Source organism: Thioclava sp. ISO4 (genome assembly GCF_058105145.1).
The window spans coordinates 1,260,996-1,283,032 of sequence record NZ_CM176571.1 but is presented as its reverse complement, the minus strand read 5'-3'; the positions used below and the strand labels follow the sequence as shown (position 1 = coordinate 1,283,032).

The 22,037-nt window shown below is 62.1% G+C and carries 22 protein-coding genes and 1 pseudogene; 9 read left to right on the top strand and 14 right to left on the bottom strand.

What is annotated here, in order from left to right; genetic code table 11:
* Window positions 1–7 precede the first annotated feature (7 nt).
* From AC2TZ7_RS06480 to uxaC, 5 genes are all read right to left on the bottom strand, one after another.
* A complete protein-coding gene (locus tag AC2TZ7_RS06480) occupies window positions 8–313 on the bottom strand; it encodes a cupin domain-containing protein (RefSeq protein ID WP_489866293.1) in 306 nt (101 codons plus the stop codon).
* A gap of 13 nt (window positions 314–326) precedes the next feature.
* Window positions 327–1,607 carry a TRAP transporter large permease gene (locus AC2TZ7_RS06475; RefSeq protein ID WP_078540065.1) on the bottom strand — a complete coding sequence of 427 codons (1,281 nt, stop codon included), beginning with the start codon at window positions 1,605–1,607 and terminating at the stop codon, window positions 327–329.
* A gap of 4 nt (window positions 1,608–1,611) precedes the next feature.
* Window positions 1,612–2,169: a TRAP transporter small permease gene (locus AC2TZ7_RS06470; RefSeq protein WP_078540066.1), complete on the bottom strand. Its 558-nt coding sequence runs from the start codon at window positions 2,167–2,169 to the stop codon at window positions 1,612–1,614.
* A 62-nt stretch (window positions 2,170–2,231) separates the two neighbouring features.
* A complete protein-coding gene (locus tag AC2TZ7_RS06465; RefSeq protein WP_078540067.1) occupies window positions 2,232–3,212 on the bottom strand; it encodes a TRAP transporter substrate-binding protein in 981 nt (326 codons plus the stop codon).
* 28 nt (window positions 3,213–3,240) lie between these two features.
* Window positions 3,241–4,647 (bottom strand): glucuronate isomerase, encoded by a 1,407-nt coding sequence (uxaC, locus tag AC2TZ7_RS06460; RefSeq protein WP_489866292.1) that lies wholly within the window; start codon window positions 4,645–4,647, stop codon window positions 3,241–3,243.
* 98 nt (window positions 4,648–4,745) lie between these two features.
* Between uxaC and AC2TZ7_RS06455 the strand changes: the two genes are divergently transcribed.
* Window positions 4,746–5,453, top strand: coding sequence for a GntR family transcriptional regulator (locus tag AC2TZ7_RS06455; RefSeq protein WP_489866291.1), 708 nt, complete (start codon window positions 4,746–4,748; stop codon window positions 5,451–5,453).
* Between the two features lie 305 nt (window positions 5,454–5,758).
* Here the strand turns inward: AC2TZ7_RS06455 and AC2TZ7_RS06450 are convergent, their stop codons facing one another.
* The gene (locus AC2TZ7_RS06450) at window positions 5,759–6,835 is read right to left on the bottom strand and encodes an ABC transporter ATP-binding protein (RefSeq protein ID WP_489866290.1); all 1,077 of its coding nucleotides are present in this window, start codon (window positions 6,833–6,835) and stop codon (window positions 5,759–5,761) included.
* 101 nt (window positions 6,836–6,936) lie between these two features.
* Here AC2TZ7_RS06450 and AC2TZ7_RS06445 point away from each other — a divergent pair, with 101 nt between their 5' ends.
* From AC2TZ7_RS06445 to AC2TZ7_RS06415, 7 genes and pseudogenes are all read left to right on the top strand, one after another.
* Window positions 6,937–7,644: a GntR family transcriptional regulator gene (locus AC2TZ7_RS06445; protein WP_489866289.1), complete on the top strand. Its 708-nt coding sequence runs from the start codon at window positions 6,937–6,939 to the stop codon at window positions 7,642–7,644.
* Complete coding sequence (locus AC2TZ7_RS06440; RefSeq protein WP_489866288.1) at window positions 7,641–8,543, top strand: alpha/beta hydrolase; 903 nt, start codon at window positions 7,641–7,643, stop codon at window positions 8,541–8,543. The genes AC2TZ7_RS06445 and AC2TZ7_RS06440 overlap by 4 nt, the downstream gene beginning before the upstream one ends.
* Window positions 8,544–8,573: 30 nt before the next feature.
* Window positions 8,574–9,791: pseudogene (locus AC2TZ7_RS06435) on the top strand (ABC transporter substrate-binding protein).
* Window positions 9,792–9,868: 77 nt separating this feature from the next.
* Window positions 9,869–10,783, top strand: coding sequence for a carbohydrate ABC transporter permease (locus AC2TZ7_RS06430; protein WP_088725796.1), 915 nt, complete (start codon window positions 9,869–9,871; stop codon window positions 10,781–10,783).
* Window positions 10,780–11,613 carry a carbohydrate ABC transporter permease gene (locus AC2TZ7_RS06425; RefSeq protein ID WP_078540075.1) on the top strand — a complete coding sequence of 278 codons (834 nt, stop codon included), beginning with the start codon at window positions 10,780–10,782 and terminating at the stop codon, window positions 11,611–11,613. Before AC2TZ7_RS06430 ends, AC2TZ7_RS06425 begins: the two co-directional genes overlap by 4 nt.
* A 12-nt stretch (window positions 11,614–11,625) precedes the next feature.
* Window positions 11,626–12,513 (top strand): sugar phosphate isomerase/epimerase family protein, encoded by an 888-nt coding sequence (locus tag AC2TZ7_RS06420; protein ID WP_088725798.1) that lies wholly within the window; start codon window positions 11,626–11,628, stop codon window positions 12,511–12,513.
* Window positions 12,510–13,508, top strand: a complete 999-nt coding sequence (locus AC2TZ7_RS06415) for a Gfo/Idh/MocA family protein (protein WP_489866287.1) — start codon at window positions 12,510–12,512, stop codon at window positions 13,506–13,508. The genes AC2TZ7_RS06420 and AC2TZ7_RS06415 overlap by 4 nt, the downstream gene beginning before the upstream one ends.
* Window positions 13,509–14,131: 623 nt before the next feature.
* Here the strand turns inward: AC2TZ7_RS06415 and AC2TZ7_RS06410 are convergent.
* Window positions 14,132–14,722: a 2-hydroxychromene-2-carboxylate isomerase gene (locus tag AC2TZ7_RS06410; protein ID WP_489866286.1), complete on the bottom strand. Its 591-nt coding sequence runs from the start codon at window positions 14,720–14,722 to the stop codon at window positions 14,132–14,134.
* 171 nt (window positions 14,723–14,893) lie between these two features.
* On the opposite strand from AC2TZ7_RS06410, the gene AC2TZ7_RS06405 reads away from it, so the two are divergent.
* Window positions 14,894–15,157, top strand: coding sequence for a hypothetical protein (locus tag AC2TZ7_RS06405; protein ID WP_489866285.1), 264 nt, complete (start codon window positions 14,894–14,896; stop codon window positions 15,155–15,157).
* A 171-nt stretch (window positions 15,158–15,328) separates the two neighbouring features.
* On the opposite strand, the gene AC2TZ7_RS06400 is transcribed toward AC2TZ7_RS06405, so the two are convergent.
* The 7 genes from AC2TZ7_RS06400 to AC2TZ7_RS06370 form a co-directional block, all read right to left on the bottom strand.
* Window positions 15,329–15,931 (bottom strand): plasmid pRiA4b ORF-3 family protein, encoded by a 603-nt coding sequence (locus tag AC2TZ7_RS06400; RefSeq protein ID WP_098410084.1) that lies wholly within the window; start codon window positions 15,929–15,931, stop codon window positions 15,329–15,331.
* Window positions 15,928–17,553, bottom strand: a complete 1,626-nt coding sequence (tnpC, locus tag AC2TZ7_RS06395; protein WP_489864353.1) for an IS66 family transposase — start codon at window positions 17,551–17,553, stop codon at window positions 15,928–15,930. Before tnpC ends, AC2TZ7_RS06400 begins: the two co-directional genes overlap by 4 nt.
* 60 nt (window positions 17,554–17,613) lie before the next feature.
* Window positions 17,614–17,964 (bottom strand): IS66 family insertion sequence element accessory protein TnpB, encoded by a 351-nt coding sequence (gene tnpB / locus AC2TZ7_RS06390; RefSeq protein ID WP_009803441.1) that lies wholly within the window; start codon window positions 17,962–17,964, stop codon window positions 17,614–17,616.
* On the bottom strand, window positions 17,961–18,386 hold the full coding sequence (tnpA, locus tag AC2TZ7_RS06385) for an IS66-like element accessory protein TnpA (protein WP_489864689.1): 426 nt from the start codon (window positions 18,384–18,386) through the stop codon (window positions 17,961–17,963). Before tnpA ends, tnpB begins: the two co-directional genes overlap by 4 nt.
* 24 nt (window positions 18,387–18,410) lie before the next feature.
* On the bottom strand, window positions 18,411–18,746 hold the full coding sequence (locus AC2TZ7_RS06380; RefSeq protein ID WP_489866284.1) for an antitoxin Xre-like helix-turn-helix domain-containing protein: 336 nt from the start codon (window positions 18,744–18,746) through the stop codon (window positions 18,411–18,413).
* Between the two features lie 146 nt (window positions 18,747–18,892).
* Window positions 18,893–20,140 carry a Mob protein gene (locus tag AC2TZ7_RS06375; RefSeq protein ID WP_489866283.1) on the bottom strand — a complete coding sequence of 416 codons (1,248 nt, stop codon included), beginning with the start codon at window positions 20,138–20,140 and terminating at the stop codon, window positions 18,893–18,895.
* Between the two features lie 352 nt (window positions 20,141–20,492).
* Window positions 20,493–22,007 carry an aldehyde dehydrogenase (NADP(+)) gene (locus AC2TZ7_RS06370; protein WP_489866282.1) on the bottom strand — a complete coding sequence of 505 codons (1,515 nt, stop codon included), beginning with the start codon at window positions 22,005–22,007 and terminating at the stop codon, window positions 20,493–20,495.
* Window positions 22,008–22,037 lie beyond the last annotated feature (30 nt).

Genomic DNA, 22,037 nt, shown 5'->3' with positions numbered 1-22,037 from the left:
TGTCCTTTCACAAAAAGTCGTCGCGGCGCGGGGTAAAGCAGTCGAGCAGCTCCCCCGCTTCGACGCAGACACAGCCGTGTTCGGCGCCGGACGGTATCATCAGGCTGTCCCCGGCGCGCAGCACGTGCTCCGCACCATCGAGGACAAAGCGAAATTCGCCGGAGGTGCAGTAGGTGGCCTGCACGTGAGGATGGGAGTGGAGCGCGCCCTCTGCCCCGGCCTTGAAGCGAACCGAGACCAGCATCATCTGCTCGTTTTCGGTCAGCACCTGACGGGCGATGCCCTCATCGGGATAGGCGATCGGATAGCTCATGCGAAAACTCCTCTCAGTGGAAGACCGACGGCAGCCAGAGCGAAAGCGCCGGGATGTAGGTCACCAGCATCAGCGTGGCGAAGGTCGCGAAATAGAACGGCCAGATCGATTTCATCACCGTCGTGATCGGCACCCGGCCCACTGCGCAGCCGACGAACAGCACCGCACCGACCGGCGGCGTGCAGAGACCGATCCCGAGGTTGAGCACGAGGATCACCCCGAACTGCACCGGATCGACGCCGAAGGCCTGAGCCACGGGCAGGAAGATCGGCGTGGTGATCACGATCAGCGGCGACATGTCCATGAACGTGCCCAGCACCAGCAGCAACAGGTTGATCAGCAGCAGGATGACGATCGGATTATGCGAGAAATTCTCGAGCAGATTGATCAGCTTGGCCGGCACTTGCAGATAGGCCAGCAGCCAGCCGAAGGAGGCCGCGCAGCCGATCACCATCAGCACCATCGCCGTCGTGCGCACCGCGCCCTTGGTCGCTTCGATGAAATCCGACAGCTTCATCGTGCGATACAGGAAGACGGTCACCAGAAGCGCGTAGACCACCGCGATATTGGAGCTTTCAGAGGCGGTAAAAATGCCCGAGCGCACGCCGCCGAAGATGATCAGGATCATGATCAGACCGGGCATCGCATTCCAGAACAACCGCCCGAGGGCCCTGCGACCGGGAAACGGTTCGGTCGGGTAGCCGCGGCGTTTGGCGACGAAATAGGCGGCGGTCATCAGCGACAGCGCAAGCACCAGACCCGGAATAATCCCGGCGGTGAACAGGTCGGCGATCGAGATCTTCCCGCCTGCCGAGATCGAATAGATGATCATGTTATGGCTGGGCGGTAGCATCAGCGCGATGATCGCCGCCGTGACGGTGATGTTCACGCCGTAATCCGCGCCGTAACCTCGTTCGCGCATCTGCGGCACCATCAGGCCGCCCACTGCCGAGGCATCCGCCGCAGCCGAGCCCGACACGCCGCCGAACATCACCGAGGCGAGGATGTTCACCTGCCCCAGCCCGCCGCGCATATGCCCCACCAAGGCGCCCGCCAGCGCGACCAACCGCCGCGCGATATCGCCGCGCACCATCAGGTCACCGGCATAGATGAAGAACGGGATCGCCATCAGCGCAAAGACCGAGACGCCGGAATTCAGACGCTGGAACACCACCACCGGGGGAAGCCCGAGATAGGTGACTGTCGCAAAGGAGGCCACGCCGAGACAGAATGCGACCGGCGTTCCGATCAGCAGAAGGACGGTAAAGGTCCCGAACAAGATCCAGAGTTCCATGAGCTCAGTTCCCTTCGCCAGTTACAGCTTCGCCCTCGAGCTCCGCCGCGTCGTGATCGTCGCCGAACCGCGACGTAGACAGACCCGCGAGCCGGCGCAGGATGCGCTCGGCGCAGAAGATCATCAGCAGCGCTCCGCCCGCCGCGACCGGCACGAAGCGGAAGGCCCCGGAAACGCCGAGCCCCGAAATCGTCGTGGCGGCCATCTTGTCAGCCAGCTCCCAGCCGTATTTGAGCATCCCGAAACCGAAAGCCGCGACAACGAGGTCCGAGATCGAGAAGAAGGTCAGGCGCACCTTTTCGGGCAGCACGAAAAGCAGCACGTCGAAGCTGAGGTGGTAGCCCTCCCGGATGCCGACAGCCGCGCCGAGAAAGATGAACCAACCCATCAGGATCACACTGGCCGGTTCGGCCCAGAACAGGCTTGAGCCGAGGACGTAGCGGTAAAAGACCTGGGCGAAGACGAAAGCCGTCATCAGCACCAGCCCGATCCCTGATAGCCATAGGGCAGCGCGGCCCAACCAGCCGGTCCAGACGGCCAGTTTTTCCACAACGTTGCGCATCGGAGGGAACTCCACGGAAAGAATGTGACCCCGCCCCTATGGGCGGGGGTCGATGGGTCAGATCACTCGGTCGCTTGAATGCGTGCCACCAGATCCTTCGCTTCGGGCGTGGTCACGTATTTGTCGTAGACCGGCTTCATCGCGTCGATGAAGGGCTGCTTGTCGATGTCCTTCACGACTTTGACGCCAGCCGCTTCGACCTTGTCCTCGGATTTCTTTTCCTGCTCGGCCCAGAGCTTGCGCTCGAGCGTTTCCGAGTTCTTCGCAGCAGCCTTGATGACCTTCTGGTCTTCGGGGCTCAGCTTGTTCCAGGTCGTGAGCGACATCGCCACCAGTTCCGGAACCATGAGGTGCTGGTCCTGCGTGTAATAGGGCGCGACCTCGTAATGGCCCGAGCTGTCATAGGAGGGCCAGTTGTTCTCCGCACCGTCGATGACGCCGGTCTGGATCGAGGAGTAGACCTCGCCATAGGGCATCGGCGTGGCATTGGCCCCGATCGCCTTCATCATGTCGACGAACACGTCGTTTTGCATGACGCGGAACTTCATGCCCTGAAGATCGTCGATCGATTTGATCGGATGCTCGGAGTTGTAGAAGCTGCGCGAACCGGCGTCGTAATTGGCCAGCTGCACCAGATCATGTGCCTCGAACGCCTTGCCGACTTCGGCGCCGATCGGGCCGTCGAGAACGTGGTGCTGATGTTCGACCGAACGGAACAGGTAGGGCAGCGAGAACAGCTGCGTTTCCGGAACGATGTCGTTGAACGTGCCGAACGAGGCGCGCACCATGTCGATCACGCCCAGCTGGGTCTGCTCGATCGTATCCTTCTCCTCGCCCAGCTGCGCGGACGGGTAGACCTCGATGCAGATCCGGCCATCGGTCTTCGCCTCGACCTCCTTGGCCATCGATTTCACCGCCTCGACGGTCGGGTAGCCGTCGGGGTGGGTGTCCGACGAGCGCAGGGTCATGTCGCAGGCCGACGCGGTCGTGACGCTGGCGGCCGAAATCAGCAGCGCAGCGATAGGTGTCAGTGTCTTCTTCATTACTTCTCTCCTCCCAGAAAGTGCTCAATCAGAGCTTGTAGGCTTGGCGTGCAAGCCTGTGTGTGAGGTCATGAATGACCTCAGAAGCTTCCTCCTCCGTCAGCCGCCCGGTGGCGACCAAGTTGGCAAGGAATCCGGCATCGACCCGGCGCGCGACGTCATGGCGCGCGGGGATCGACAAATAGGCACGGGTGTCGTCGTTGAAGCCGACCGTGTTGTAGAAACCCGCGGTTTCGGTGGTCATCTCGCGGTAGCGCCACATGCCCTCGAAACTGTCATGGAACCACCACGCGGGACCAAGGCGCAGACAGGGATAGACACCCGCCAGCGGCGCCAGTTCGCGCGCATAAGTCGTCTCGTCGAGCGTGAACAGAATGACGCGCAGCTCGGGGTCCTGCCCCACCGCATCGAGAAGCGGTTTGAGGGCTGCGACATAATCGGTGCGCGTCGGGATATCGCAGCCCTTGTCGCGCCCGAAGCGGGCTAGGATAGGGTCGGAATGGTTGCGCGACGAGCCGGGATGGATCTGCATCACCAGACCGTCCTCGCAGGACAGCTTCGCCATCTCGGTCAGCATCTGGGCGCGGAATGCCTCGCGCTCCGCCGCGTCCGCTTGCCCCGCGAGCACCTTGTCATAGAGCGCCTCTACCGCGGCGCGATCCAGATTGAGCGTCGCGGCACTCGGATGACCGTGGTCGGTCGAGGTCGCCCCGAAAGAGGCGAAATAGGCGCGCCGGTCGCGATGGGCGTCCAGATAGGCCGCGAAGGATGTGCCCGACTGCCCGCCAAGCTGACAGAACGTCTCGACATTCTGCGCGAAGCCTTCGAAATCGGGATCGACCACCGGATCGGGGCGATAGGCGGTGATCACGCGCCCGCCCCACCCGCTTTCGCGGATCATCCGGTGCCATTTCAGATCGTCGAGCGGGCTTTCGGTAGTCGCGATCACCTCGATATTGAACTGATCAAACAAAGCGCGCGGGCGCATCTCCGGGCGCTGAAGCGCCTCCGAAATGCGATCGTAATACATGTCCGCGGTGTCGGCGCTGAGCCGCTCGGTGAAGCCGAAGATCGTCTCGAACGCATGGTCCAGCCAGATCCGCGAGGGCGTGGCGCGGAACAGGTGGTAATGCTCCGCGAACAGCCGCCAGATCTTGCGGCCATCGGTTTCCGTCTCGCCGCCATCGACGCGCGGCACGCCAAGCGCTTCCAGCGGCACGCCTTGGCTGTGAAGCATCCGGAACACATAGTGATCGGGCGTCACGAAAAGCTGGGCGGGATCGGGAAAGGCTTCGTTCTGCGCATACCAGCGCGGATCGGTATGGCCGTGGGGCGAGATGATCGGGGCGTCCTTGATCGTGTCATAGAGATCGCGCGCAAGGGCACGAACCCCCGGATCCGCTGGCAGCAGGCGATCTTTATTCAACAGCGCCATGGTCTATCGCTCCCCCTGTAGCTATTTTCTTAGGTGGACTACCACCGAACTAATAAACTAATATGCTAGAATACCCGGACCGTCAACGAGGAGTTCCGATGCCCGCGCCCCTGCCTTTGACCCAGCTTGATCAGAACGCACGCATGTCGGTTTCCGATGTCGTTTTCGAACATTTGCGCCAACAGGTTCTGGGGCTATCCCTGCCACCGGGCACCAAGCTCTCAGAAGTGGAGGTCGCCAAGCAGATGGGGGTTTCGCGCCAGCCGGTGCGCGATGCCTTCTACCGTTTGTCGAAGCTCGGATTTCTTGTGATTCGACCTCAGCGTGCGACGACGGTCTCGCTGATTTCACGCGAAGCGGTGCTGCAGGCGCGCTTCATTCGCAACGCGCTCGAGGTTGAAACTGTGCGCGTCGCGGTCGCCGCATTGACCGATGAGGATCTCGCGGCGTTGCGCGATCTGATCGAGCAACAGCGTGCCGCAATGGAAAAGGGTGAGAAGACCAAATTCCACGAACTGGACGATCAGTTTCATCGCGAGATCTGCACCCGTGCCGGGCTCGGCTTCACATGGGAACTGATCGCCGAGAACAAGGGGCACATGGACCGCGTGCGGATGCTGTCGCTGTCTTTCGCCTCGCGCGATGCGTTCGACGATCACGTGAAGATCCTGAGCGCGCTCGAAAGCCGCGACCTCGACTGCGCGACACAGGCGATGCGCGATCACCTGTCGCGCATCCTCGATCAGATCGACCGCATTCAGGACGATCACACTGATCTTTTCGAGGTCGCGCCTCGGCAAGAGTGAGGTCAAGATATTATAGCATCCGTGAACTTCCGCCTTTGGTCGTCCATCGAATTTAAGACAGAGGCTGCTATCAGCCGGCGCCGCAGCCTCGAAGAAGCTTAAGCTTGGGCACCCCTTTCTCCAGAGGGGCAATTAAGCGCTTGCTGTCATCCTTCCTGAAGATCCGCACAGCGAGAGAGCAATCTTGTCAAAACCATCTATCGGACCCGCCTCTCTCATCCCGATAGATCGGAGCAAGGGAATTCTTTAAAAATCAAGGCGTTACGAACTGCTCACGACAGCCAACCAACACGAAAATCGGAGCTTCAAACAGTCGCCAGCCTCTTCCCGGTTTCAGCATCGAAGTAATGCAAATTCTCCATAGCGTAGCTAAGAGGGATCGGCGTGCCAGCCGTCAGGCGGGAATTCGGCTCGAGTCGCGCTGTCAGTTCATGCGCACTGAAGCTGCAGATCGCCATCAGGTCCGATCCGAGCGGCTCGAACACTTCGGGCACGGCCCGGATCATCTCAGCCCCCTGCCCGGCCAGGGTCAGATGCTCAGGGCGAACGCCCACATCGATGCGAGCCCCGTCTGCTGCCGCGACCGCGCCCAGCGGCATCGCTTGATCCCCCAGACGCAACTGCGGAACGTCTCCGGACCGATCCAGGATTCCCGACATGATGTTCATTTGCGGCGAGCCGATGAACTCTCCTACGAAACGTGTCTCAGGGTTGGAATATAGTTCCATCGGAGCACCCTGCTGCACGATATGACCTCCCCGCAGCACCACGACGCGATCTGCAAGCGTCATCGCCTCGGTCTGATCATGGGTGACGTAGATCATCGTCGTGCGCAGCATCGCGTGAAGTCGTTTGATCTGGGTGCGCATCTCGACCCGCAGCTTGGCATCGAGGTTCGACAAAGGCTCGTCGAACAGAAAGACCGACGGCTCGCGAACGATGGCGCGTCCCATCGCGACGCGCTGCCTCTGGCCACCGGAAAGTTGACCGGGTTTGCGATCGAGGAAATCGGCAATTTGCAAGATGCCCGCCGCGCGCTCGACCCGCTCGTTGATCTCAGCCGCTTTGAAACCACGCATCTTGAGGCCGAAACCGATATTGGCGCGGATCGTCATATGCGGATAGAGCGCGTAATCCTGAAAAACCATCGCCACATCGCGATCGCGCGGCTCGAGTTCATTGACAACGCGACCGCCGATCGACAACTCGCCATCGGAGATTTCTTCGAGCCCCGCGATCATTCTCAGCAAGGTGGACTTGCCGCAGCCCGAAGGGCCGACAAATGCGACGAACTCTCCGTCGGCGACGTCCAGATCCACACCGTGCATGGCCCGCACGGCCCCGTAATCCTTGACGATCTTGCGTAACGAAATCTCTGCCATGGCGCGTTGCCTCCTCCCGTTCGAAATGCGCTTGCATTATCGATAATTTGCATGTTATCGATAATGATAATCTGAGGCAAGCCACGAAATTGGGAAAACGAATGGCCGCGGAAAGTTTTGATACGTTCACGTCGACCGGCGGCACAGTCCGCCCCTCGGGCCGCCGCAGCCACCAGGTCTTCGAGGCTCTGCAGCAGGAAATCGTATTGGGCACCTTGCTGCCCTCAAGCGCGTTGACGGAACTAGATCTCGCGCAACGGTTCGGCTGCAGCCAAGGCACGATTCGCGAAGCGTTGATGCGGCTGAACGAAGAAGGGCTGGTCAACCGGCTGCCCAACCGGGGGACGCATGTGGCCCCCTGTGCTGCTGATGACGCGCGCGCCCTACTGGAGATCCGCCGCGGAATAGAATGCAACCATCTCGACCGGGTGATGGCTCGCACCGACGCCGCCTTGCTTGGCGAGTTGCGCGCAAGGCTGGACGCGATGCGCAACGCCGCGCGCGACGGCGATGAATACCGGCTTTCGACCCATGACCGCGGATTTCACGCACGGCTCTTTGCCGCGGCCGATCTGCCGCTGGTCACCCCCATCCTCAGCCGGTGCCTGATCCACAACCACCGCTACAAGATTCTGAATTCGCAACCCAATCGTGCGCTGGAAGAGACTGCTGAACGGCATGTTCCGATCATCGCGGCTCTGGCTCAAGGCGACGTAGAACATCTGCGGCAACTGCTTGATCACCACATCACCACGATTGTGGATTTCGGCCCCGATCTGCGCGCGAGCGATGCCGGAGAGCAGTCATGACACGCCTCAGCGCCTCGATGGAACCGGTGCTTGAACGCCTCGCACAAGAGGATGCCGGTCTGGGCGATCCCACGCTGATGGCGCCGCGTCTCGGGCGCGCACTCGCCGAAATGACCAATGCCCGCTGGAACGCCGACCTGCCTCCGATGGAGGCGCGCACGGTGCTGATCGGTGGGCTGCCCGCGCGGCTGGTGACGCCGCCGAACGACGACGGGCGTCACGCGATCTTGCATGTGCATGGGGGCGGCTGGGCGTTTTGCTCTGCGCTAACCCACGAAGGCGCAGCGCGCCGGCTCGCGCTTGCCTGTGGCTGCCCGGTGCTGACCTTCGATTATCGTCTGGCCCCGGAAAATCCCTTTCCGGCCGGGCTCGATGACGTCGAGGCGGCCTGGGAGGCGCGAGACAGGACCCGGCATTGGAGTATTGCGGGCGACAGCGCCGGGGCGAACCTCGCGATGGCACTGATGCTGCGCAGGATCTCGGCGGAGACCGATCTGCCGCAAATGGGACTTCTTTTCTACGGCGTCTACGGCGCGGATTTCGAGACAGATTCCTACCGCACCTATGCCGCGGGGCCGGGCCTGACACGCGACAAGATGCAACGCTATTGGGATTGGTATTGCCCCGCCGGAGACCGAAAAGAGGCGACGGTCTCACCGTTGGCTGCGGATGATGCAGCTCTGCGTGCCCTGCCACCGCTCTACCTGAACGCCGCCGAGATCGACCCGTTATGCTCGGACAGCGACCAGCTCGCGGCGCGCCTTCACGGGTTGGGGCGCAACGATCCTTATGACCGCATCGAAGGCGTCGTTCACGGCTTCATGCAGATGGGCAGCATCCTGCCCGAGGCCCGCGCGGCCTTCGCTCGTGTGGGCGAGGTATTTCAACAGACCGTCTGAGGAGAACGGTCAACCCAAGGGAGGAGAAAGATGAAACGGATCAAAACCTTCGGACTTGCCTCGATTCTGGCCATGGCGGCCGGGATCGCGCATGCCGACAGCACAGTGCATTTCTGGTATCACTTCGACAATGCCGACAACCCGATGAGCGGCTTGGTCGCGAAATTCGAAAAGGAAAACCCCGGCATCAAGATTGATGCTCAAAACGTGCCGTGGAACAGCTATTACGACCAGCTTTACACCGCAATTATCGGGGGCAATGCACCCGACGCGGCGATGGTCAAGATGTTTGCCTAACCGCGCCTGATCGAGATGGGCGCGCTAGAACCGATCGACGATCAGCTCTCGAAGTGGGCCGGCAAGTCGCAGATCGACGAGAACCTCTTCAAACTTACGCAAGCGGCAGATGGTGAGCATTATTACCTGCCGATCCAATACGTGATCCTCTACCTCTACTACCGCACCGACATGTTCAAGGAGCTGGGCCTGACCCCTCCGCAAACCTGCGCGGAGTTCGAGGAAGACGCCAAGAAGCTCACTCGCGACACCAATGGCGACGGAACACCCGACGTCTATGGCTTCGGCTTTCGCGGCGCCAAGGGTGGCCAGGACCAATGGGCGAGCTTCACCCTCGGCCGTGAGGGCGTAAGCCTGACCAAAGGTCTGACCTCGGATGCAGGCATCGCGGGCACGCAATTCGTGCAGGACCTGTTCCGCAAGGATCACGTCTTCCCGCCGTCGGCTCCCAATGACGGCTTCTCGGAGATCATCGGTGCGTTCAAGGCGGGCAAGACCGCGATGACGATCCACCATATCGGCTCGGCCAATGGCATGGTCGAGGCTCTTGGCGACAAAGTCTCGGCAGTGCCGGTGCCCGAATGTGGCGGTGGACGCTGGACGGCATTCGGTGACGAGAGCACCGCAATCTTCTCAGGCGCAGAGGACAAGGAGGCAGCCTGGAAGTGGATCTCGTTCCTCTCGAGCCCCGGAAACAACGCCAAGTTCAACGAGGCGACCGGCCAGCTGCCAGTCGTGAAATCGGATGCGGACAGCTGGACGCTCCAGCCCAAACGCTTCGTTCAGGCCACGGTGGACTCGCTACCCTTCGCGCATCTCTATCCGAACGTTTCTCAAACCTCGGACTTCGTGAACACCGTCTGGCCCACCGCGATGCAAAGGGTTCTGACCGGGGAGATCACGCCCAAGCAGATGAACGAGGAAATCGCCAAACTCTATAACGGCGACTGATCCCGCCGACGCAGCCGGGGCGCGCGCGCATCCTTCGTGCGCGCCCTTATCCAAACCTGCCCTGATTGGCTTCGAACATGACAAGACCAGAGCTTTCCACCTCCCCGCCGCGGCGTGGGCTGGGCCGTCGCGTGCTGCCCTACGCGATGCTGTCGCCAGCCGTGCTGGTAACATTGGCCATCGTCTTCCTGCCGATGCTGCAAACCGCATGGATGAGCCTGCACGATTACGTGCTGTTCCGACCGAATGCCTTCGACTTCGTCGGGCTGAAGAATTTCAAGGCCGCGCTGAACGATGAGGTTTTCTGGATATCGCTGCGCCACACCGCGATCTGGATGGCAGCGACTATCCCCGCGCAATTGTTGTTGGGACTGATCACCGCCCTCCTTCTGAACCAGGAGTTTCCGTGGCGCCCGTTGGCCCGCGCATTGGTGATCATCCCCTGGGCGCTGCCCTCTGTCGTGATCGCCCTGATGTGGGTCTGGATCTACGACAGCAATTACGGCATCGCCAACGAGTTCCTGCTTCGGGTCGGTCTTATCCAGAAGGCGATCCCGTGGCTTGCCGATCCGAAGACCGCCCTCGGCGCGATCATTGTCACGCTGACATGGCAAGGCTTTCCTTTCTTCGCGGTGATGATCCTTGCCGGGCTGCAATCGATCCCGCGCAGCTATTACGAGGCTGCATCGATCGACGGCGCGTCGACCTGGCGCCAATTCTGGCACATCACCCTGCCCGGCATTTCTGGAGTGATGGCGACCGCGGTCCTGCTCAGGCTGATCTGGGTGGCCAACAGCTTCGACGTGATCTTCGTGATGACCGGCGGTGGCCCCGGCTACTCGACCTACACGCTCCCGCTCTACGCGTTCATCAAGGCCCGCACGAACCTCGATTTCGGCTACGGCTCGGCGGTCGCGGTCCTGTTCACAGCCATGCTGATGGTCGTCGTGGTCTTCTATCTGCGCCGGACCGGAAAGGCGGTGTCCTCATGAGCCTGCGCAAACGCTCCCGCCTCAACCGCTTTCTGGTCGTCGAACTGCCGATGCTGGCGGTTCTCACCTTCACGCTCGGCCCCTACCTGTGGATGCTGATCACTTCGCTCAGCCCGCAATCGACACTGTTCACGCAAGGCCCTTCGATCTGGAACGCTACGATCGAGAACTACACGCGCCTCTTCGAAACGGTGGGCTTCGGGAAGAACCTTCTCGACAGCTTCATCGTCGCGGCGGGCACCGTCGTCGTGGGCCTCTCGCTCTCGATCACGGCGGCCTACGCCTTCTCGCGCTTCAACTTCCGGGGCAAGCGGATCCTGATGCTGCAATTCCTGCTCATCAACATGTTCCCGCTGGTGCTTCTGATCCTGCCGCTCTTCGTCTTCATGCGCCGGCTGCACCTGCTCGACACCCACCTCGCGCTGATCATCGCCAATTCGACCGTCGCGATCCCCTTCTCGATCTGGATGATGGTCAGCTACATGAACGGCATCCCCCGCTCGCTCGACGAGGCGGCAATGACCGATGGCTGCACCCGCCTGCAAGCGCTGCGCCGCGTCGTGCTACCTCTGTGCCTGCCCGGCATTATCGCCACCGGTATCTACATCTTCATCACCGCTTGGAACGAGTATCTCTACGCCCTCACCCTCGGTGGACGCGACGTGCGCACGATCACCGTCGCCGTGCAGACACTCATCGGCGAATACGAGGTGCAATGGGGCTTGCTGACGGCGGGTGGGATCGTCGGCGCGTTGCCCGCGACCGTGCTCTTCCTCATCGTTCAGAAACGCCTGATCTCCGGCCTCACGCAAGGCGCCGTGAAAGGCTAGAAAGGACATATCTTGAAAAACCCGATTGGTATCATCTCAATGCAGTTCACCCGGCCATTCACCGGCAAGGACCTGCACTATTTCGCCCATGCTGCGGAGCTTGGCTTCGACTTCGTCGAGCTACTGGTGCCCGAACCAGAGGACGATCTGCCGCTGGCCGATGTCAAAGCCGCAGCTTCCGATGCAGGTATTTCGCTGGTGCTGGCGGCGCGGGTCAATCCGCAACGCTCCATCGCATCCGATGACCCTGAGAATGTGAAAGGTGGCCTCGATTATCTGAAGTTCTGCGTGGAGGTCGCGGCCGAATTGGGCGTCGGCATCGTCGGCGGCCCGCTCTACGGGGAACCGATGGTCTTCGCGGGGCGTCCACCCTGCCCGCGCAGCGATGACCAGATCGCGGCCCGCGCCGATCGCACTATCGAGGGTTTTTCGCAGGTGGCGCCGTTGGCACGTTCGGCGGGTGTGGTTCTTGCAGTCGAGGCCCTGAACCGGTTCGAAACGGATATCCTCAACACCACCCGTCAGGCGGTCGAGCTGGTCGACGCGGTCAATGATCCGGGTTGCCAGCTGATGCTCGACACTTTCCATATGAACATGGAAGACCGCTCGATCGCCGATGCGATCCGACTGGCGGGGCCCCGCATCGCGCATTTCCAAGCCAATGAGAATCACCGTGGGCATCCCGGCACCGGGCATCTCGACTGGACCGCGATCATGCGTGCCCTGCACCAAGTGAGCTACGACGGGCCGATATCTCTCGAGCCGTTCCGGCGGGCCGATGACCGCATCGCTCTCCCCATCGCGCAATGGCGCGCGCCGCGCGAAGATGAGTCCGACAAGTTGCGCGCCGGTCTGGGCGTGATCCGCAATTCGCTGACGCTCGCGGAGGTAGACCAATGATGAAGATCGGCTGGATCGGCTGTGGGCGCCATGCGCGCCAAATGCTGCTACCTCAACTCGGGCGCAACGACATCCGCATCGCGGCGCTCTGTGATCGCGATGCAGCGGCGTTGACCCGCACCGGCGAGGAATACGGTGTCACCGCACTGTTCTCCGACTTCGAGGAAATGATCTCCACGCCTGGACTTGACGCGATTGGCATGGCCGTGGGGCCGGAGCTTCACCGGATGGCGACGCTGGCCGCGCTCAAACGCGGGTTGCCGGTTTTCATGGAGAAACCTCCCGCCGCCACCGCCGAAGGCGCCCGGGAGATCGCACGTGCCGCGCAGGCCGCGAAAAAACCGGTCATCGTCGGCTTCATGAAGCGCTACTCGACCGGCAACAAGATCGCAAAGAACGTCCTCGATCATGGGGAGTTCGGCCCCGTTCTCGGGATCACCGGAGCCTACATGACCGCCCCGACCTATTTTCAGGGCGAGCCCGACTACACCGGCTTCTTCCTGCATCACTGCGTGCATTACATGGACCTGATCCCATGGTTCGCGGGGGACGATTTCGGCGACATGCAGGTGCGCCACGTCTCTCCCGCACCAGGCAAACTTTTGCTACACCTCAATTTCACGACGCAGGCCGGCGTGATCGGCAATATCGTCATGGGCACCGTGCAATCGCGCGGGACCCCGATGGAAGAGATCCGCATCATGGGCGATCACACGCGCCTGCATGTCGACAATATCATCGATGTGGCGCTCTATCGCGATCCGCCCTTCAAGGCCGACGATCCAAGGGCAATGCTCGATCCAACCTGCGACACCTTGAGCTGGCGACCGAACTTCACGGCGGCCGCGAATGAAGATCACAAAGGCTACGCGGCGCTCCTCTCCGATGCGGCGGCGGTGCTGCAGGGCGAGAGCCGCAATGTGCCCGATATCGAGGACGGCGTGCGCGCGATGGAACGGCTGGAACGGATGATCACACAATTGAACCTGCAATGACGGCATAGCCGAAAAGATCAATCGATCGCGGAAGGTTGCGGGGGCCGGTTTGGTCAAACCCTCCTGGATTTTCCAGTTTGATTATCAGCGCGCCGCTGTCCTTGAGCCATCAGTGCGACGGCTCGCGGGGCCGCTCGACAAGCTTCCTCCGTCGTTCGATCGGATTTGTGCTTCGAGAAGGTTGCCGGAACTGAGAAGAACGGCGATTGAAGAAATCCGCGAGAGAGCACGCGCGCAACTCGCTCTCCCTGGTGCTCGATAAACTGCCTTTCAGCTCGGAATGCATATTATCGAGCAGGCAAAACACCGCGCGTGCAGGTGCTCGATAATATGCATAGGGGTGCGCGGTTCGCGCTGTGACATACCATTTATCGAGCACCCCCACCCCGCCGTAAGCCATTGATATGTTTTGGAAGCGGGGTTTATGAAATACAGCAAAACGAGCACCCCCTGTTTGAACGACTGTCCTTGCGAGGATCGCAACCACGGTGGACATTGCGCCCCCTGCGCGCGGAGCTGTTTTGCCATCCGCTCCATATCCGAGCGGCGGCTTTGGCCCTAGGGGCGGCCCGAGCACAATGCGCATTTTCGGCGCCTGAACTGAACGCAGATTGCTGGCCGTATCAGCTCGACTGCTGGTGCCAGGCAATGGCATCTTCGAGCCGATCGTGTCCCCAGAAAATCTCTTTTCCTACGACAAAGTTGGGGGCGCCGAAGAGACCCAGCGATAACGCCTCGTCGGTGTCGCGTTCCAAAGCTTCAGCTATCTCTGGGGCATCGGCGCAGGCGAGCGCCTCTTTCGGGTTCTGACCCGCCTCCCGCAGGCTTTCCGAAAAGTTGGGTTCAGCGCCGGCATCCTGGCCCTCGACGAACCAGCGCCGATAGCTGGCACGAATATAAGTCTTGCCCCAGCCCTCCTTCAGGCCGAGGAGCGCGATGCGGTTAGCGCGCACGAGGTCGTCAATCATGTAAGGAGGAGGCATGGAGACCGTGAGCCCGAAGCCCTTGGCACGGCGTTCGATTTCGCGCCACATGTAGGCGAGTTTCGCGGGCTTGTCAGCATAGGGGACGCTGTTCATCGAGACCAGCACCCGTCGCAAGTTGAATGGACGCCAATTGAAGCGGATACCGGTTTGAGCTTCGACAGTGTCTAGGCGCATAACCGGGAAATAGGTGTAGGTGCTGCCAATCGCGAACCAGAAATCGATGGCCATTCATTTCTCCACCGAAAAGCTTACCTCTAGAAGTATATCACTATCGCGCCGATCTGCCTAACTGGTGACCTGTCAGATCGTTGCGATATTGATGCAGGCAGCCACAGGAACATATATTATCTCATGAGATCTCGGGCGCGTTGCCTGAGGATGATGAGAATAAGTGGGGCAATGTCGCAGATCGCGTCCCTTGTTCTTGGAACGGTTAACGCACCCTATCGTGCGAACTTGTCCGCTCATCAACTCGCCCAGAGCATCTCGGATATCGATGCCGCAAAACGCGCCATCGGCCCCGTCTTCGCATTCTTTTCCGAAGTCCCACTGGAGCTTCAGAACTCCTTCGTGAGCGAGATGGGGCTCTCTCCTCAGAAGGTTCACGAGGTCGCCAGGCACTTGCAGAGCTCCTGCCCGTTTCCCTTGGCACTTGCTCAGTAAACGCTCGGAATGAATATAGCGTCGTCAAGGGCGGTGCTCATGCGCCTTCCAGCAGATCGTCGAGATAGGTCCGGATCGCGAGGATCTGCGGCAGGCCACCCTCGATGGCTGCCTCGACCGGACAGCGGCCATCAGTAACCATCCGGCGTGGACCGCACATGGGAGCAATTCTCAGGTCGTGCCCTTGGGGGCTTTGGGTTTGCGGGCCCGCGGGGCCCATTTCTTGGCAAGCCGGTTGAAGCGTTCAAGGATGCTGTCGATCCCGGCATCTTCGGCGTCGAAGTCCCCACCGGACCAGTGGAGCATGTCCTCGTGTTGCTCGTGATCGGGATCGGCGAGGGCTTCGAGGAACTCCTCGTAGCCCCAGGCACCGCCGACGTCCTCGGGTGGACAGGCACCGGTCGCCTTGAGAAGCCGTGGGTAGATCATGCCGGGGATGGCCTCGTAGACCCGCTCGATACGGATGCTGTGGTCCCAGTCATCGCCGAAGTCATAGATATACTGGATCGTCCTGGCACCGGTGTCCTCGAGCACCTTTTCCAACGTCGTCTTCTTCGCGTCCATGGGGCCGTCGTAGAACCCGTCCGGGTCGGGCACGCCCCAACCGGCATCACCGGCGCGGAACTCGTAGAGGTGGGTATCTGTCCAGCCCATGGCAGCCTGTATGACCGCATGCAGCCGGTCGAGCCTGATCTTCAGCGGCACCTCGATATGGCGCATCGGCTGCGGGTCGACGTCGTTCAGGATGATCCGGAGGCGGGCGATCAGGGTCATGCGGCTATCCTTTGCTCAGCCCGGGCCCAGTTCCAGGGCAATAGATCCGGCACCCGGGAGGCGGTCGTGCCAGGCAACCGGACGAGGACATCGGCGAGCCAGGCCTGAGGGTCGACATCGTTCATCTTGGCGGTGACGATCAGGGAATACATGAAGGCGGCGCGGTCCCCGCCGCGCTCGGAGCCAGCGAAGAGCCAGGACTTGCGGCCAAGGGCGATGCCGCGCAGCGCCCGCTCCGCGGCATTGTTCGTCAGGCAGATCCTGCCGTCCTCGAGGAACCCGGTAAAGGCTGGCCAGCGCTCCGCCTTGAACATGTAGTCGATCGCCTTGGCGACCGGGTTGTGCTTCGACAGCCGGTCGCGCTCGGCACGCAGCCAGTCATGAAGCTCCTCGACCAGAGGCCGGGACAGCTGGTGCCTGGCCGCCTGCCGTTTTGCAGCCGTCAGCCCGTTGATTCCGCGCTCGATGCCGAAGATCGCGTCGATACGGGCCACGGCCTCCAGCGCGACGGGGGAGATGTCATGGGCCGGCTTGCCCTTCCGGGCGTTCCCCTTGATATCGGCGAGCTCGAAGAACTTGCGCCGGGCGTGGCTCCAGCATAGCGCAGACTCGACCGGCCCCGGGTCACGGTCGGCGCGGTAGAGGTCGTTGTAGCCCCCATAGGCATCGGCTTGCAGGATACCCTGCCATCCGGCGAGATGCCGGTTCGGGTTGGTCATTCCTCGGTCGCGGGAGAACTGGAACAGCGCGGCAGGTGGAGCCCCGCCGCCGAAGGGTCGGTCATCCCTGACATAGGTCCAGAGCCGGGCGGTTTTTGTCCCGCCCTTCGCCAACAGCGGCACTGTCGTATCGTCGCCATGCAAGCGGTCGCCATCCAGAACATGGGCACCGATCAACGCATGGATCGGCTCCAGCGCGGCGGCGCAGGCGCCAACCTGGTCGGCGAGCGTCGACAGGCTGAGATCGACGCCTTCCCGGGCATAGCGTTCGGCCTGGCGATTGAGCGGCTGATGCTGTCCGAACTTCTCAAAGAGGATCGTCGCCAGCAGGTTCGGGCCAGCCCATCCGCGCGGCGTGGCGTGGAAGGGCGCCGGCGGTTGGCTGATCTTCTCGCAGGTCCGGCAGGTGAACTTCTCGCGGACGGTCTGGATCACCTTCCACTGCCGCGGGATCACCTCCAACGTCTCGGTGACGTCTTCCCCCATCTTCACGATGCGATCCGAGCCGCAGCAGGAACAGGCCGTGGGCGCCGCGATCACCACGCGCTCGCGCGGCAGATGCTCCGGGAAAGGCTTGCGCGCCGGGCGGCGACGTTTGAGCCCCGCGACGATCGTGGTCTTCGCCAGCTTCTCGGCGGCAATCTCGTCTTCGGTGGCCGCGGCTTCGAGTTCCTCGAGCTGCAATTCCATCTGGTCGATCAGTCGGGCGCGGCGTTCCGAGCTGTGGCCGTATTGCTCGCGTCGGAGCTTGGCGATCTCGAGCCGGAGATGCTTGATCATCGCCTCGGAGGTCGAGACCACCGCCCGGGTCTGCGCTAGCTCGCTCTCGGCGGCCTCGGCACGGGCCTCGGAGGCCGCGAGCGCGGCGCGCAATCTGGCAATCTCGGAAGCGTTGTTCGACATGGCCAAGACCTACCATGCCGGCATCGGAAAGCCCATGCAAATAGGGTCGATGAGGCCAATTTATCCCGCCTTTGCAGGGCGTTGGGTCCAGCGTGGATTGCGCCAGTCGATCCCCTCCAGAAGATAACCGAGCTGGGCCGCGGAGATCTGCACCGCCTCGCCGCTTCCACTGGTCGGCCAGATGAACTTCCCCGCCTCCAGCCGCTTGGTATAGAGCGACATGCCCACCCCGTCGTGCCAGAGAAGCTTGACCAGGTCGCCCTTGCGCCCGCGAAAGCAGAAGATCTCGCCGGCATGCGGATCGCGCCCCAGACCCTGCTGCACCGTCAACGCCAAGGTGTTCATACCGCGCCGCATGTCAGTCACTCCGCCCGCGATCCAGACGCGCACCCCCGCCGGGAACGCGATCATGACGGATCCAGGGCTTGCACGAGGCGCGCCAGCACCATCGGGTCAATCGTGGCCGCCACAGACAGGCGACGGCCATTCGCGAGGGTAATATCTGCCATCAGGACCTCGGCTGTCTCTGGCGTCGGAACCGGTGCAAACGGTCCGCCTTGATCCTCAGCTCCCTCAGGAGCGGCGATGGCCAACGGTGTGAACTGCGGTCGTGCATCGCCGCTCGTCAGCCTGCCTTCGCGGTATTGGCGACGCCAGCGCACCAGCAGGGTGCGGCCAATATCATGACGTCGGGCTGTCTCGGCGACACGCCCTCTACCGCCAAAGCTTTCTTCAACGATGCGCACCTTCTCTTCATCCGTCCAACGCCGACGGCGCCCGGTATCGGTGACAGAAAGGATCTCAATTTCGGGTCTGTATCTATGGTCGGACATAGCTCCGGACCTACGCCGCCTGCCTCAAGTCCGAAAGACGGTCCGCCCCGGAGCCTTACGGCCATCAAACAATGGACCTGCATTCGGCCGCGCGAACCAGCTTCTCGCGAGCGGCTCGGAAAAATAGAGCTCGAGCGCCTCGTAGATGCCCACCACCGCGCTCAGGCGCAGGAGCTGATCTCTGGTCAGGTCGCCCGCGAAATCAGGCTTCTTGGCACGCGTCCACTCGCTTTCGGACATATCCGCGAGGCCGGCGGCCTCTTTCTCGCTGAGACCCCAGGACGCGGCGACGCGTGCAAAAGCTTTCAGCGCAACAGCGGCGATCTGCGTCGGATCTTGAGTTTTGCCGTTCGTCTGCATTTCGGGCTCGCTTAGTCACTAGGAGGAGCATAGGGCACCGCGCCAACGTTCAAAAGCTCCATTTGAGAGCCTCTTCCAGGAAGGCAACGCGAGTTTGCATGGTTCCCCTTGGCGGGCCGAGGGTATCTTGCAGCAAGCGCCCAGGATCACCCCATTCCCGGTCCGTCAATCTCCTCATCGCGCGACAGCTGCAGCGCACCAACACCGGCCTCCCCTGCACGCACTAGGAGATCGAGAACAGCTTGGATCATCCAATCCTCCTTCTTCTCACCGAGTTCCTTGAGGGAGGCAGGCATATCTTCCATCACGACGTCCCCTCTGAAGATTTCAGCACGGCCTTCGGCAAGTGCTGCGATGACCTCACGCAGGGCGGCTTGCTTTTGCGCAAACTCGAGAGTTCTTCGGTCGAGCTCCGCAGACTGCACTCGCATCTGCTCCGCGATCGCCTTGCGCGCGGCATGTTGTTTCGTCGTTAGCCGCGCTTTTCGCGGCCCGTCACGCAAGAGCCCGCAGTGCTCTCCGACCGCCCGGTGGTAATTGTCCTGGAACTGACGCATGGCCGCACGGTAGGCGACCATTTCCGGAACCTCACCCCGCAGTTTTCGAGCCGCCTTCAGATGAGCGCGGTTCGCGTCCTCCCACCTTGCAAGTGCCGCGGCATTGTCGGCGCGCACGGTGCGACAGTCCGAGCGCCAAGCCTCGAGACGCGCGGCATTATGCTCCTTGTTGCGCGCGATGGTCTTCGGTCGTTTTCCGAGAGCCCGTTTGCGCGGTCTCGGCGGAAGCGGCCTGGGAGCAGGGCGCGGGAGAGAGACGATGGCTGAAGGGACCTCGCGGGAGGCGCGCACCTCCGCGGCTGCGCGCTTGCCCGCATGTAGTTTGTTTGCATCAAGTTTCGGGTCTTCGGCATTGACTGCGAGAATGTGGAGATGGACCTGCGCCTCGTCGACATGCAGCACCGCCACCCACTCCACGCCCTGCGGCATACGCGCTTCGAAATGCGTGAGCACCCTTTCCGCCCAGCTGAGAATCTCTCGTTTATGGCGCTCCCAGTCGTCCCTTAAGGCCGCGGCGGTCATCGGATGCGAATGGACTTCCGCATAGAGCGTCGCCGCATCCCGACGCAGCCGACGCTGATAGCTCGTGCCTTTCGCACTTTTCACGGTCTCACGGATCGTCTCCACCTTCTTGGCCCAGAGCGCCTCGAGCTTTTTGAGCGTCGTCGTGCCGTCAAGCTTGATTGGCGCTTTCGGCTCCGCAACATGGCGCGAATAGCGTGGCACCCGCATCGCCTCGCCAAAGACCTGCTCGGCCGTATTCACCTGCTCAGGCGCCCCCTTAACCTTGCGCGGGGCGGCCGAGTAACATTCGATATGGACAAACTGATAGCTCATGGATCACCTCTTCTCTTCCTTGGCTCTCGCTCGAGGATAAGTTGGTGACCTGAAAAAACGGGCAGGAGACCGGTGCGAAAAACGGCGCCGGGGGTCTGTCGGGAAAAGCTAGCTATATGACAGACTATAGCTAGCTTTCCTGAACGGCTGGATTGCGGGCCGGCGCGGCAGCTTCGGCTTATGCTCAAAAAAGGCGGCACGCGGGGGGCACCATAGTTCGCCCCCCCGGGAAGGACTTCGCCCGACCAAAAATCGAAGGCCTCCCAAACGCAGCAACATCCTCAAGAGCGTGTAGCTTAAGCGACCACTTCAGGCTGTTCATCGTTCTGCCTGAAACGAAAGCCGACGAAACTCACGCAAGGTCCGCGGGCAGCACGCCCTCGGGGATGTTCTGGTAGCAGACCGGGCGCAGGAAGCGCCGGATCGAGAGCGTGCCGACGCTGGTCGCGCCGAAGTTCGTGGACGCCGGATAGGGCCCGCCATGGACCATCGCATCGCCGACTTCCACGCCGGTCGGGAATCCGTTGGCCATCACGCGGCCCGCCTTGCGCTCGAGCACCGGCAGCAGCTTGCGGGCAAGCTCCGCATCGCCGTCATCGAGATGCATCGTCGCGGTCAGCTGACCCTCGAAGCCCTTCGCAAGATCGACCATCTGCGCGGGGTCCGAGACCCTGACGACAAGACCGAGCGGCCCGAAGACTTCCTCGCCAAGCGCATGATCCTGCAGGTAGTTCTCGGCGCTCGTCTCGTAGAGGTTCGGGGAGGCGTTGCGGCCTTCCTGCTCGGTCGTCAGCACCGGGGTCACGGAGTTTCGCGTATCGAACCGGTCCTTGCCGTCTCGATAGGCCTGCGCAATGCCGTCCGTCAGCATGACCTGCGGGCCGGAGGCCGACAGCGCCTCCTTCGCGGCGGCGACAAAAGCGTCGCCTGCGGGGCCCTCCTCGACCACGGCGATGCCCGGATTGGTGCAGAACTGGCCCGCGCCCATCGTCAGCGAGCCTGCCCAGCCGGTGCCGATCTCGGCGCCGCGCGCCTTTGCGGCCTCGGGCAGCAGGAACATCGGGTTGACCGAGCCCAGCTCGCCAAAGAACGGGATCGGCTCGGGGCGCTGCGCACACAGATCGAACAGCGCACGACCACCGCCCAAGCTACCAGTGAAGCCCACGGCCTTGATCAGCGGGTGCTGCACGAGCCCTCGACCCACATCGCGGCGTCCGCCCTGGATCACGCTGAAGACGCCCTTGGGCATGTTGCATTTCTCGGCTGCGGCCATGATCGCCTCGGCCACGATTTCGCCGGTGCCGGGATGGGCGGAATGGCCCTTCACGACGACCGGGCAGCCTGCGGCCAGCGCGGCGGCGGTGTCGCCGCCGGCCGTCGAAAACGCCAGCGGGAAGTTCGACGCGCCGAAGACCGCGACCGGACCGATCGGACGCTGCATCATCCGCAGATCCGGGCGCGGCAGCGGCTGGCGATCGGGGAGTGCCTCGTCATGGCGGCGGTCGAGATAGTCACCGTTGCGGATGTGGCTCGCAAAGAGACGCAGCTGGCCCACGGTGCGCCCGCGCTCGCCATTCAGGCGCGCCTCGGGCAAACCGCTTTCCTGCGTGCCGATCTCGGTGATCGCCTCGCTGCGGGCGTCGATCTCGTCGGCGATAGTCTCGAGGAACTTGGCGCGGGTCTCACGGCTCGAATAACCGTAGTCCCAGAATGCCTCCTCGGCTGCCTCGCAGGCCGCGTTCACCATCTCGACCGTGCCGACGCAGAACTCATGGCTCGGCCCATGGGCTGGGTCGGAAGAGAACGTTTTGTCGGTGCCGATCCATTCGCCGGCGATCAGGTGTTGTCCGTGCGGGGTGAAGGTCATGATGTCTCCTTGTTAATTCGTCACCGGGCC